Here is a 13,018-nt window from a genome sequence, read left to right as displayed (position 1 = left end):
TTCCACCATCCCTGATTCGCTTTATTACGCATATGACAGCTGCGAGTGTCCCTTTCAAACGTTTATCTCTTGTTAATTTATGATGGTATTATATGCAACATGAGCACGTCATGTCAAGATGATGCGCTTATTCTTTTTCGTCAAAGACAGCGTCTACTTCATATTCCAGTAAATGATCCCAATCGTCATTTTTCAGAAGATCAAGCTGTGCTTCGATGAGCATTTGGAAACGAGTTCTAAAGACCTTCGACTGTTTCTTCAGCTCTTCGATTTCCATTGCAATTTTTCTTGATTTTGACAGCGCTTCGTTGATAATACGGTCTGCATTTTTCTCTGCTTCACGAATAATCAATTTTGCTTCTTTATCAGAATGGCGCTTTACGTCTTCTGCTGCTTCCTGCGCCACAAGAATCGATTTGTTTAATGTCTCTTCAATTGTTGCAAAATGACCTAGTCTTTCGTCAAGCTCGTTTACTTTGTCTTCAAGCTCATTCTTTTTACGAAGTACGATCTCATAGTCTTTACGTACTTGGCTTAAAAACTCGTTTACTTCATCTTCATCATAGCCGCGAAAGCTTTTTGTGAACGTTTTATTATGAATATCATTAGGTGTTAATGGCAACCTCGCCACCTCCAGATTCAAGTTCGTTATGTCAGAAGCTCAAATGTTACTTTGAATTTATCTTTTTTGGTCTTCCCATCAATCGTTTTGAGGCTAAAGCGGCCAAATCCCCGAACAGAGAGCTGATCGCCTTCACCGATTGTAAAAGAAGGGTCCTCTGTGACTTTCCAATTGACTTTGACAAGCCCATTTTTGACTAAAAGCTGTGCTTTTTGCCGAGACTGACGGCTGACAGCAGCACATACAGCATCAAGCCGAAGTGAAGAAATGGTATCTTCTTTGATATCAGTCTTCATGATCACTGGCTTTATTTCTGCCTGCGTGATTTCCTCTAATGAAACGGCTGCTCTGCCGACATGAGTCAGCTGCGCCCGCACAAAATCGGCGACATCACTTGTACAAATAAACTGCACATCTTCCTCTGAAAATAATAGATCTCCGAATTTTTGACGCTTCAAGCCTGTCCCAATCAATGAGCCGAGAAGCTTCGGGTGTTCTAAAGAAATAAACTTTTTCGCATAGTTCACCTGAAAATATGACAGCTCAACATCTTGAATAGAAGGTTCTAAATAATCAGGATAAATGAGGGCTCTTTTGCGCTCCGCTCCCTCATACCCGCCAAAAAACATGATCCCAAGTTCTTCGCCATGCTGGATGACCGACTCAGTAATAAATTGCTCACGCGGATCAAGGAAATCTGTTAATTTCATTCGATATTGGTCGAGTGCGATTTTTTTCCAGCCTAACACTTGGTCGACAAATGGCTGTTCGTCTTTTCTAAAATGCTGATAGATATCGCTCATTTTGTTCCCCTCTTATGTAAAAGAGCCTGGCAGTGCCAAGCCCGGCAGCCTGTTTACATGAAGCGCACAATCATATTGTAAAGACCAGTTAGTCCATATGATGATGCAAAACGAATCACAAGCAATGCCACAATCGGCGAGATGTCAATCATGCCGATTGGCGGAATAATTTTACGAAATGGTTCTAAATACGGTTCGCAAATATTTGTCAGAAAACGGCCAAACACAGTTTCTCTTGCAGATGGCACCCATGACATAAAGATGTAAATAATAATCGCGAATGAGTAAATCGTTAATACCGTTCCTAAAATATTAAAAATGAAATTTAGAATCACTATGATTTACCACCTCTGAGGTTCTTCCTCTGTCAATAGCTCTGATATTGTACCAGATACATCTACATTATCAGGTGTGCAGAGGAATATATTCGAGCCAATACGCTGGATGTCTCCACCGATTGCATAAACGGTTCCGCTTAAGAAGTCAATGATTCGCTTTGCTTGATCATGCTGAATGCGCTGCAAATTCACGACGACTGCACGTCTGTTTTTAATATGGTCTGCAATCTCCTGCGCCTCTGCATAAACACGCGGCTCACTTAACACCACTTTAGAGGATTTTTGCACGCTTTGCAAGCTGACGACATTTTGTTTTCCTGTCTGCGGGCGATCTTGAAATGCTGCTTTGTCCTTCGTTCCTTTTTCTTCTTGAACGGGTTCTCTTTCTTCATCAATATATTCGTACTCATACTCTTCATCGTCGAGAGTGAAAAAGCTTTTAAACTTATTTTTTATGCTCATGTCACGCACCTCCTGTTTCATTTCCAACAAGTGAAGAGCCAATCCGAACGAATGTCGCACCTTCTTCAATTGCGATTTCAAAATCATTTGACATGCCCATCGATAAATGCTGACAAGGTGCATTTACTTGGTTAAGATGTTTTACTTCTTCTCGAAGATTTTTTAATGTTTTAAAACAGTTGCGAATCACAGTGTGATCATCTGTAAATGGAGCCATCGTCATCAGTCCAGCCACTTCAATGTGTTTGAAATCTGCCAGCTGCTTTACAAATGGAATGACTTCTTCACTTTTCAAGCCGTGTTTTGACTCCTCAAGTGATGTGTTCACTTGTACAAAACAGCGAACTGTGTGATCCGCTCTTTTTTCAATTTCATTCGCAAGAGACATCCTGTCGAGCGAATGTAAGTAGTCAATTGACTGAATGACAGATTTCACTTTTCGTGTTTGTAAACTGCCGATGAAGTGCCAGCTAATGTTTTCATCGGTTATGGCCGCCTGCTTTTCAAGTAACCCTTGGTCACGATTTTCACCAAAGTGCATAATTCCTGCTTCTTTAGCTTCTTGTGCTCGTTCAATTGAGACATACTTTGTCACAGCGACGACCGATACATCTGCTGGTTGTCTACCGGCTCTTTTACATGCTTCGTTTATTTGTTCATTTATTTGTCTGAGATTCTCTCGTACATTCAATTGCACTTATGCCTCCTTAAACCCGACAAAAGACATCATACGTCCTGTTTTCCCTTGATCACGCCGGTGTGAGAAGAAAAGCTGATCATTGCAGCTTGTGCACATCGAACTGACATGTATGTTTTCTTCCTTTATTCCTGCATGAAGCAATACGTTTTTGTTTAATGTTTTCAAATCAATTTTATATTGTCCTGGTGAAATCTCGGAATACACATCCTCTGTTGAAAAAGGAAGCTGTTTCACTTGATCCATGACTGCGTCATCGACTATGTAGCAGCAGCTGCCAATGGATGGTCCAATGACGACTTGAATATGATCGGCCTTGGCATCTTCTTGGCTGACCCATACATCAACCATCTTTGCACCAATTTGCTTGACGGTTCCTTTCCAGCCGGCATGAGCCGTTCCAATTAATCCGTTTTCCGGAGCTAGAAAATAAAGCGGAACACAATCAGCGAAACAAAGAGCGAGCATCATGTTCGTCTCAGACGTATATAAACCGTCTGTACCAGGCAGTGCCTCATGATAATGAAGACTTCCTCTTCCTCTTTGCTCCTTGGTGACTTTCAGGATGCGATCCTCGTGTGTTTGGTCTGCAAACACCCAATCAGAGAGCGGCACAGCAGCAGCATCTGCTATGACTTGACGATTCATTTGAACACTAGAAGCATCATCTCCTACATGGAGTCCAGTGTTCAATGATTGATATGGAGGTAGGCTGAAGCCGCCGTTTTTTGTGGTAAACCCGGCCAATACCTCTTTACCAGAACATGTCATGTTCGTCCAATCATGAATGGTCATTGCATATGGTGATTTCTGCTGAAAGGGGTCATATTTGTATGTCAAAGCTGCCTCCCACCTTTCATTCATCTCTCTTTATTTCGCTCCTATTTTACCACAAGACATGCATAGACAGTTAGTGGGATTCATTAAATATTACACTCAAATGTGCCCTTTCTGCAGTTTTTTTTACAAATTGATATGAAAACGTAATCTTTTTACCCGAAAAAGACATTGTTTGCTAAGAATGAAGAGTTTGTTTTAAGGAAAAATTGAATGATTCATTGAGGAATTATACGAATTAAGAAGACAAGCGGACAAGTATCACATCTTCGCCAATTTTTACTATATTTCGCCATGGGACAATCATTTCCTCTTCTTTTCCGAAAAATCCCATCATTTTACCTGTACCGCCAATAATAATCGCTTGGATTTTGCCGCTTGTGACATTAATATCAATGTCCCCAATGGTACCTAATTTTTTCCCGCTGGATACATCGACGACATCCTTGATTTGGAATTCAGAAATACTGATCATCTGTCCTTCCCCGCCTTTCGTTTTCTACTATAATATGTATGATGGAAAAGCAGGGAAGCAGACCAATAGTTTCTTTTATCTACAATTTGCTTAAATGCGGACGGCCATTTCTCCACATGACATCTACCGGACATTCAAAAAAAGAAGAAAGCAGGCCGCTTGTCATCATCTCTTTTGTTTCTCCTTGATCAAAAACCGATCCATTTTTTAATAATAAGGTATGCTGAAAAACAGGCAGAATCTCCTCTGCATGATGGGTCGTATAGAGCAAAGTAGGCGCATCAGGCTTAGCTGCAATAAATGAGATGGTCTCCAGCACTTGCTCTCTTGCTAAAAAATCAAGACCCGTCACAGGTTCATCTAAAATCAAGAGCTGCGGATCATTCATTAAAGCCCTCGCAATCAAGACTTTTTGCTTCTCTCCCTGTGAGAGGGTTTCATATGTTCTGTTGGCATATTTGAATGAACCAAACGCTTTTAATAGATCAATGGCTTTCTCTCTCATTTCATCTGTCGGGGTCTCATAAAGCCCGATAGAAGCAAATGCGCCGCTTAAAACAATTTCAAAAGCATTGTCGTCTCTGTGCAATTTCTTTTCAAGTCCCGCTGAGATGAGACCAATTTTCCTCCTGAGCTTTTCACCAAGAGCTTCCTTGCCAAAGACATGCCCCAGCACTGTCATCTCGCCTGAGGTGGGGAAATAATAGGAGCAGAGCATATTTAATAAAGCGGTTTTTCCCGCACCATTTAAACCGTAAAGCACCCAGTGTTCCTGCTTATTTACCTGCCAGTCAACAGACTGCAGCAGCCATTTCCCATTTCTTTTTAATGAAACATTCTTCAATTCAAGTGACACCATAACTTCCTCCTGAGTAAAAATTCTGAATATACAAATAATGAATGTTTACAGCATATCGTAAATGCTCTTTCTGGTAAACCTCATATAAAAAAGCTGTTCCAATTTAGGAACAGCTTTTTTTACAAGGTTACGAAATTTCAATTCGTACGCCTTCTTTTATATCAGGAAACGTGTGCGGGGATGCAAATACAGCTCCTGGTAATACATCATCAAACGGCTCTTGGAAGTAGATCGAAATATGGCCGAGCTCTTTAAAGTTGTCATTTGCTTTATTGCCTAGGGCTGTGATCGTGTACGTTTGATCGCCCACTTGAATGGTTCCGCCTAGCTTCAGCGGCTCTTCTTCTAGATGTTCGAACTCATGAATGACAGACATATCTCTTAATTCCTGCGGCGCTGCGGGTCCAAATAAAACAATCAGCTTATCTTCTTTAAATTGCGGGACTAAGATCCCAATTTCTTTTACGACAGATTGTGTTACCATGTATCTCGATTCCTCCTTTAATACGTTTAATACATACCGAAGCTGGCAACGTATGCGATCACAACAGATAGAACCCCTGTAATAAGACGGCTATACAAAACAGCTGGTACCCCATATTGTACCGTTTCCGGCTTCGCTTCACCAAGTGACAGCCCCACTGGAATAAAATCACACCCTACTTGACCGTTAATGGCAAATAGTGCTGGAAGTGCAAATTGAGGCGGAATGTTTCCTAGTGCAATTTGACTACCAATCAGAACACCGATGACTTGGGCAATGACTGCTCCAGGTCCTAAGACAGGTGATAGGAACGGCAGTGTACAGACCACAACAAGCAGTAAGAGCCCCCAAAGAGATCCTGCCAAAGGTGATAGAAAATGGGCAATCAGATCACCGATTTTTGTATAATTGATAATTCCAATTAACATACTGACAAATGCCATGAATGGAATAATGTTTTTCAAAAGCATATCAACAGAATCACGGCCAGCCTGGTAGAACGTACCGGTGACTTTCCCGATTCCGCGTGAGAATCTCATCAGGAAATTGCCTTTTTCCTGCCGCTCAATATTTTCCTCTTTCAGCTTTGCATACGTTTCTTTGAAATTCTCTTTATCAATCGACTCACTGTTTTCCTGACCTTCTGCTTTCGCCTCACCATCAGATGCTTCTGCATAGGAAATATCTTTTTCTGTTACGCCTGATACGAAGATATCTTCTGTAATATGTTTAGCAAGCGGCCCAGAAGGAGAGGATGCCAAAACGTCTACAGTTGGAATGCGTTTCATTGGATAAAGTCCGATTCGCGCTGTTCCCCCGCAGTCAATGACAACACACATCATTTCATCTTCTGGTATAGAGTTTTTAAAGCCATCACATGCTTCTGTCCCTGTCATTTCTGCAATTTTACGTGCAACCGGGTGAATGCCTCCCCCTGTAATGGAAACAACCTTTCTTCTTTTACCAGTTGGTTCAAGCTCTAAGCCTTCTCCCCATCCGCCAGCACCTTTTGCAACAAATACTTTGTGGTTTGTCATGTCTAACCCTCCCCTATTGTGAATTCGCTTTCATTTTTCCTGCTAAATATTTTGTAATCCATTCAGTAATGATTCCGCGTAGCAAAATGACGACGATCCCGACTAAGAAGTAACGAACAGCAAGCTCTGACATTGAATATCCAGCTTCTTTAATCCCGTTCGCAATTCCTAAGTAGACAAATAGTTCTCCTGCGTTGGCATACGGGAACAGTGATGTCACCGGATGAACAAATGAAACAGCTGAATCATAGAATGCTGGTTTTTGTTTTTCAGGTAAGAAGCGGCCAAACGTATAAGCCATTGGGTTTGTCAAAATAAGAACAGATAAGATCGGCATTAACGTGTAGCGCAAAATGGTATATTTCGCTGCAAACTGAATGGCTCTATTCACTCGCTCTTCTCCAATAAATTTCATGACAGCATAAGTGAAAGTAAGTAACACAACAAGCGTTGGAACGATACCTGTAATCAGACCCATGAACTGCTTTCCGCCGGCTTCAAACATTCCGATAAAGTGCTCTCCAAACCATTGAATCCATTCCATGTTTCATCTCCCCTTTCTTTAGTTCACATTTGTTATATTTTTTTTCGAAATCGAGACAAGTGCCTGCTCAGCCGCCATGGAAAGTGCTTGCATGACAGCTGGCGCCTTTTTACGCTTTTTCAACGTTTTCTTCATCATGTGGTGCTCATCCAGCACAGCCCCTACATGCTTGCCTTCATATGCAGGGACTTCTTTAAATTTAGATAAGATCGACACGCCGCCAAGCACATGGCATTTTTGAATGATATACGATTCATCCACAATGATGAGCGCAATGGCCCCAGGGCCAACTTTGCGCCGTTCCATTCCTGAAAATAAGTGATAGCCTTGTTTCCCTCTGTAGTCATCAATTAGTGAGTCCATGCTTTTGCGGTAATACTTGATTTGAATAAAAGATAACCCATACTGCACGATGAGAATGATACAAAGTACGATTGCTAATTTTTCCATAGCTTCACGTCCTTATGATTGAAATAAGTGATCTTGTAATGAACGCAGCTTCCAGACGGTTGTGTTTGAATCAAGCTCTACATCATCATGAGTCAGGAACTGTCCTAATTTGATGTCTTTTTTCGCTACGACTTTTCCGCTGATTAAACCAATTGGAATGTGACCGTTCGTTTTCATGTCTTGATGCGTTTCAAGTACACCTCTTACGGAGTATCCGCCAATCCCGTCAAGTGATTCCCCTGCTTTAATAGCTCTTTTCGCAACAGCGACTGTTTCTGACACTGGTACACCAATAGGGTGGATCGATGAATCATGCTGTAAGACCGCTTTTGCGATGGTAACAGGTGTTTCAAGACTCGCTAAGTGGAAAGGACGGTAAAGCGTGTAGTGAGGACCTTTTCCAACTTTTAAGTAACGAAGCTCTTCATCTACTGGCTCTAGATCACTCTTGACGATAACGAATACGCCAGGAGCAAGTCCATTTACATATTCAACGACTCCGAAGTTATCGAGCACGCCGCCTTGTTGTTTTTGATTCAATTTATCTGCTACATTCTCTAAATTTGCTTCGACTCCGTGCATACCGACTTTATCTGGCAAAAGCCCTGTCGCGTTACTTAATAAGTTCATTTCTGCCATTGTTTTTGTTCCGTCTTGGAAGGCAGCGAGCATATGTGCACTCATATGTTTACTATCTGCTTCTGCTTTACACGTATCTGGATTTGCTTCTGGGAAGAATGGGTTGTTCTTGCCTTTCCCAGCAACGAGCACTTCAAGTCCCATTGTTTTTGCAAATTCATATAATTCTAGTGTTGCTGCCGGTTCGTCTCCAGCTGATCCAGAATAAACAAGTCCTGCATTTGTGAATAATTTATGCATCACCAAACCGATGGTAATATCAACTTCTACATTTAAAAGAACGAGATGTTTCTTTGAATTAAGCGCTTCCAAAGAAATGTTTGCTCCGACCTCTGGCACTCCTGTTGCATCTACGACAACTTCCACAAAATCTGATTGAATCACTTCTCTATAATCATTTGTGACGACCATTTGATGCGGCTTCGCATGCTGCTTGTAAAAATTCGCTGCCTTCTCTGCTGCACTAAGGTGAATATCACAAACACCTGCTACAATCATGCCTGGAATTTTAGAAATTTGTGAAATAAGTCCAAAGCCCATTTGGCCTGCCCCAATAATTCCTACTTTGATTGGATCTCCACTGCGTTCTCGAGCTAACAACTGTTGATAGATTGACATCTAAATCATCCTTTCAGGTTTTCTTGCTTCTCGGGTAGATTGCTAGAAAAATAATCTGAAACTTTTAACAAATGTTATAAAAATTAACAAAAATCTGTTTCTTGTAACATTTGTTATTTTATTTATCATTTGTTATGAACTTAGTTTATATGATGTGTCAACTTTGTGTCAAGATAAAATCAATAAAATTTTCAATCTTTTTGAGTCTAAAGACTCAAAAAAACTACCTAATCATATTAGGTAGTTACTTTAATAAGGCATCTCCTGTTCGTTCATCCGTAATTAATACATGAATTAATCCACCTTCTAAGGCTGCCCGGATCGCTTCAACTTTTTCTTCTCCTCCAGCGACACCAATGACTAGCGGGATTTCTTTCAACTTTTGCGGGCTTATGCCCATTACCCTGTCGTTCCATGGGTGAGGATACACTTCCCCTTGGTGATCAATAAAGTTATAGCAAATGTCACCCGCTACATCCTTCGCTTGAAGAATATCCTCCTCACCGCTTGTCATATAAGATTTCACCATCGTTGAATGCTGCGGAACCCCGCCAATCCCGACAACCGCAATATTTGATGATTCTCCTAATTCAATCACTTTTTTGATTGACGGCTGCCGTATCAGTACATCCTTCGCTTCTTTCGTATCAAGCATGACAGGCACATGTAAAAACTCACATTTAGATTTGAGTGCCTCTGTGCATCTCGCAATAATATAATTGGCATGGATATCAACATCTTCGTTTCCCACACCCCCGACAAGCGGAACAAATGTCACGGATGGGTAGTGCTGAATTGACGTAAGCGATTTCGCCATTTCATGCAAAGTGGTTCCTGAGGAAAAACCGATGACTTGTCCATCCTTCATGACTTTTAATAAAAAGCCTGCCGCCGCAGCGCCGATTCGGCTTTTTGTTGTTTCTTGGCTGAGCGTTTCCACACAGACGACTTCTCGCAGCCCGTATTTCCGCTCTATTTTTCTTTCTAAAGATCCATATTGTTGATTCATTTCATCATGAATAATGATTTCCACGATTCCTGCTTCACGTGCTTTTGCCAAATATTTCGATATGAGCGAACGGCTAACCCCAACAGCATCTGCTATTTTAGATTGAGTGGCGCCTTCTTCATAATACATATGCGCAACCTTAATGAGCAGCCTTCTTTCATCATGGAATGTCATAATAACCCTTCTTTCCGCTTAAGTGTTCCCTAACAAATGATATCTAAAATAACATTTGTTAAAAACAGATTAAATGAAAAAAATAACAGAGTCAATACTAGAGACGTGCTCTTTCCAAGAATGAAAAAAGCCGCACATGAAGCGGCGGCTTTAAAAGATGTTTTTATTCATTTGTTTGATGGCTGCTTTTTCAAGTCTTGAGACTTGTGCTTGAGAAATCCCGATCTCTTCAGCGACTTCCATTTGCGTTTTTCCTTGGAAGAAGCGTTTGCGGAGAATCATTTTTTCTCGATCATTCAATCTGCGCATTCCCTCTTTTAAGGCCAATTCCTCTACCCATTGTGTGTCTTTGTTCCGATCATCACTAATTTGATCCATCACATAAATCGGATCTCCTCCGTCATTATAGATCGGTTCAAACAAAGAAACAGGATCTTGAATCGCATCTAGGGCAAAGACAATTTCCTCATGAGGCACTTCCAGCACTTTGGCAATGTCTTCTGCCGTTGGCTCCTTGCTTGTCTCACTAATCAGCCTCTCACGAACCTGAAGCGCTTTGTAGGCAATATCTCTTAGTGAACGAGACACCCGAATTGGGTTGTTATCACGCAAGTATCGACGGATTTCTCCTATGATCATAGGGACCGCATAAGTTGAAAATCTGACATTGTGGCTTAAATCAAAATTATCAATTGATTTCATTAATCCGATACAGCCTACTTGGAAGAGATCATCCACATACTCGCCTCTGTTGTTAAAACGCTGAATCACACTTAAAACCAACCGCAAATTGCCATTGACTAGCTTTTCTCTTGCTGTATCGTCACCCTCATCTTGCAGCTGTCTGAACAATTTTCTCATCTCTTCGTTTTTCAGAACAGGCAGTTTGGAGGTGTCGACTCCGCAGATTTCCACTTTATTTCTGGACACTTTTTTCCCTCCCTACAGGAGCTGTTGTACAAAGTTCAGTATCTCCTTGGGATGGAAAAATATGCACGAGTGATGACGAGAATCATGAGAAAAGAAGTTGATTCCTTTGACAGCAAAGGGACAGAGCTTTTTAAAAAATTTTTTTAGACCATTTTGTTAAATTCTTTTTGTAATCGTTTAATAATTCTTTTTTCAAGTCTTGAAATATACGACTGGGAAATGCCTAGCATATCAGCGACATCTTTTTGGGTTTTTTCCTCACCGCCAACCAAGCCGAATCTAAGCTCCATGATCTGCTTTTCGCGGTCATTTAATTGTTCCAGCGCTTTTTTCAAAAGTTTTTTATCTACATTTGCTTCAATATCTCGTGTGATAATATCATCATCTGTTCCAAGTACGTCTGATAAAAGAAGTTCATTTCCGTCCCAATCAATGTTGAGCGGCTCATCAAACGACACTTCTGAACGAATTTTATTATTTCGGCGCAAATACATCAGAATCTCATTTTCAATACATCTCGAAGCATATGTCGCAAGCTTGATCTTTTTTTCTGGGTTAAATGTATTGACTGCCTTAATTAGACCAATAGTTCCAATACTAATTAAATCCTCAATATTAATCCCTGTGTTTTCAAATTTTCTTGCGATGTAGACCACCAACCGCAAATTTCTTTCAATCAGGATAGCCCTTGCTGTTTGATCACCTTTTGGTAATTTGACAAGCAGTTCCTGCTCTTCATCCTTTGATAATGGCGGCGGCAGCGCCTCACTACCACCAATATAATAAATCTCATCACTCTTAAGACCTAGCTTCATGAGGAGTTTATACCAGTAGTAAGTGAGTTTAAATTTTAATTTTTTCATCTTCTTCTCCCTTCTAAATGTCAAGTTGACCTCGTAAGATAAAAGACATCACCAAAACTTAAGACACCCCTTGGATGATTTTTCCGTCTAACATATCTGGATGAATGATGGATTGAAATTCCTGATCTGCTGATAAACCGCTCAGACTCATGCCTACAAAACACTTGGCTGGCTGGATCATATGCGTTTTTGAATAAATGATGACCGTATCTGGTTTTAAGCATAGAAGAAACCCGTGATCATGACCGACCGCTCGATATGGAACAAGTCTTAAACGGTCAAGAAGCGGAAATTGATCATCGAGCTTTTGCATCACTTCAACAGGATGAGACTGCTTCATAAGCTCTATAAATGGCTCTCCGCAAATGGCCATGAGTTGATCTGCTTGAACGATCATCACAGGTGTTTTCGTCATAGGATCATACAGCTGATTGCCAGAATCGACGAGTCCCTTTAAGCGGATGGTCTCTCCTTGAATGTGTATCTCCGCAAGGACTTGTTCATCAAACTGTCTTTTTTTCGCACCGACCTCTCCTAATCGTTTCTTTGAAAACAGCCAAATCGCAGGAAAGCCGGTTAAAACGAAAAGCCAGCTAATGGGATCACCAAAGCCATCATTTTGTGAAATCAGCAGCCCGTCTTGAATAACAGTATTGGTTTGTAAAAACGAATGAACCCCGATCATGCCTCCTCCCATCAAAAATGTGACAAAGTAAAAAGCAAACAGGTTTTGAAAAAAGAATCGAAATCTTTGAAATCCAAAAGTTGCAAGCACGATCAAGACAGAAAAAAGCAGTTTGCCTAGAGGGTGTGACACAAACATTGCAAATGGTGTAAAGAGCAAGAGAACAATGCTCGATCCAATCAGAGCTCCTAACATATATCGCCGTTTTTTTACTTGTCGTTTGAGAATAAATGCAGTGAGTAAGAGAAGCAATAGATCAAAACAAAAGTTTAACAGCCAAATCACATCTAAATAAATGACCACCTTCTGCTCCTTTCATCTGAAACAAAGAATCAAAAGCAGTACTTGCACTTGTTTGTACCAGTATAAAACAGCCAAGAGATGGAAGTCTGTCAATTCTTGTTGGGGATGATAGAGAACTTTTGGTGGATTGTTATTGTTTTTGTCGAGGAATGAGAGCACAAAGAAAGAGAGTGTGCTTCCGGACAAGCT

At 40.9% G+C, this 13,018-nt stretch carries 17 protein-coding genes and 1 other annotated feature (1 of these 18 running past the window's edge); all 17 genes read right to left on the bottom strand.

Annotated features, from left to right (window positions below; all coding sequences use genetic code 11):
- Positions 1-66 (bottom strand) — a binding site (T-box leader) (it extends 169 nt beyond the left edge of the window).
- 61 nt (positions 67-127) lie between these two features.
- Positions 128-622, bottom strand: coding sequence for a DivIVA domain-containing protein (locus tag ASE42_RS08395; protein ID WP_008344947.1), 495 nt, complete (start codon positions 620-622; stop codon positions 128-130).
- A 26-nt stretch (positions 623-648) separates the two neighbouring features.
- A complete protein-coding gene (locus ASE42_RS08390; RefSeq protein WP_056766379.1) occupies positions 649-1,425 on the bottom strand; it encodes an RNA-binding protein in 777 nt (258 codons plus the stop codon).
- 53 nt (positions 1,426-1,478) lie between these two features.
- Positions 1,479-1,760: a YggT family protein gene (locus tag ASE42_RS08385; protein WP_024424240.1), complete on the bottom strand. Its 282-nt coding sequence runs from the start codon at positions 1,758-1,760 to the stop codon at positions 1,479-1,481.
- 6 nt (positions 1,761-1,766) lie between these two features.
- The gene (gene sepF, locus ASE42_RS08380) at positions 1,767-2,225 is read right to left on the bottom strand and encodes a cell division protein SepF (RefSeq protein ID WP_024424241.1); all 459 of its coding nucleotides are present in this window, start codon (positions 2,223-2,225) and stop codon (positions 1,767-1,769) included.
- 1 nt (position 2,226) lies between these two features.
- Positions 2,227-2,916 (bottom strand): YggS family pyridoxal phosphate-dependent enzyme, encoded by a 690-nt coding sequence (locus ASE42_RS08375; protein ID WP_056766881.1) that lies wholly within the window; start codon positions 2,914-2,916, stop codon positions 2,227-2,229.
- Positions 2,917-2,922: 6 nt separating this feature from the next.
- Positions 2,923-3,786, bottom strand: coding sequence for a peptidoglycan editing factor PgeF (gene pgeF, locus ASE42_RS08370; protein ID WP_034623682.1), 864 nt, complete (start codon positions 3,784-3,786; stop codon positions 2,923-2,925).
- Between the two features lie 211 nt (positions 3,787-3,997).
- Entirely contained in the window at positions 3,998-4,234 is a 237-nt protein-coding gene (locus ASE42_RS08365) for a YlmC/YmxH family sporulation protein (protein ID WP_008344958.1), read from the bottom strand.
- A gap of 79 nt (positions 4,235-4,313) precedes the next feature.
- Entirely contained in the window at positions 4,314-5,090 is a 777-nt protein-coding gene (locus ASE42_RS08360) for an ABC transporter ATP-binding protein (protein ID WP_024424244.1), read from the bottom strand.
- 130 nt (positions 5,091-5,220) lie between these two features.
- Positions 5,221-5,577, bottom strand: coding sequence for a PTS glucitol/sorbitol transporter subunit IIA (locus ASE42_RS08355; protein WP_007499733.1), 357 nt, complete (start codon positions 5,575-5,577; stop codon positions 5,221-5,223).
- Positions 5,578-5,603: 26 nt separating this feature from the next.
- Complete coding sequence (locus tag ASE42_RS08350) at positions 5,604-6,614, bottom strand: PTS glucitol/sorbitol transporter subunit IIB (RefSeq protein WP_024426936.1); 1,011 nt, start codon at positions 6,612-6,614, stop codon at positions 5,604-5,606.
- A 13-nt stretch (positions 6,615-6,627) separates the two neighbouring features.
- Positions 6,628-7,158: a PTS glucitol/sorbitol transporter subunit IIC gene (locus ASE42_RS08345; protein WP_024424246.1), complete on the bottom strand. Its 531-nt coding sequence runs from the start codon at positions 7,156-7,158 to the stop codon at positions 6,628-6,630.
- Between the two features lie 18 nt (positions 7,159-7,176).
- Positions 7,177-7,608 carry a transcriptional regulator GutM gene (locus ASE42_RS08340; RefSeq protein ID WP_024424247.1) on the bottom strand — a complete coding sequence of 144 codons (432 nt, stop codon included), beginning with the start codon at positions 7,606-7,608 and terminating at the stop codon, positions 7,177-7,179.
- A gap of 12 nt (positions 7,609-7,620) precedes the next feature.
- A complete protein-coding gene (locus ASE42_RS08335; RefSeq protein WP_056766377.1) occupies positions 7,621-8,865 on the bottom strand; it encodes an NAD(P)H-dependent oxidoreductase in 1,245 nt (414 codons plus the stop codon).
- Positions 8,866-9,109: 244 nt separating this feature from the next.
- On the bottom strand, positions 9,110-10,048 hold the full coding sequence (locus ASE42_RS08330) for a sugar-binding transcriptional regulator (protein WP_056766375.1): 939 nt from the start codon (positions 10,046-10,048) through the stop codon (positions 9,110-9,112).
- 150 nt (positions 10,049-10,198) lie between these two features.
- Positions 10,199-10,978 (bottom strand): RNA polymerase sporulation sigma factor SigG, encoded by a 780-nt coding sequence (sigG, locus tag ASE42_RS08325; protein WP_024424250.1) that lies wholly within the window; start codon positions 10,976-10,978, stop codon positions 10,199-10,201.
- A 143-nt stretch (positions 10,979-11,121) separates the two neighbouring features.
- Positions 11,122-11,841, bottom strand: a complete 720-nt coding sequence (gene sigE / locus ASE42_RS08320) for an RNA polymerase sporulation sigma factor SigE (protein ID WP_007499746.1) — start codon at positions 11,839-11,841, stop codon at positions 11,122-11,124.
- 58 nt (positions 11,842-11,899) lie between these two features.
- Complete coding sequence (gene spoIIGA, locus ASE42_RS08315) at positions 11,900-12,829, bottom strand: sigma-E processing peptidase SpoIIGA (protein ID WP_056766373.1); 930 nt, start codon at positions 12,827-12,829, stop codon at positions 11,900-11,902.
- Positions 12,830-13,018: the final 189 nt, after the last annotated feature.

Source organism: Bacillus sp. Root920, from assembly GCF_001429445.1.
In the GTDB taxonomy this organism is placed as follows: domain Bacteria; phylum Bacillota; class Bacilli; order Bacillales; family Bacillaceae; genus Bacillus; species Bacillus safensis.
Note: the sequence above shows the minus strand (reverse complement) of the source record. Positions and strands in the feature narration are given on the sequence as shown.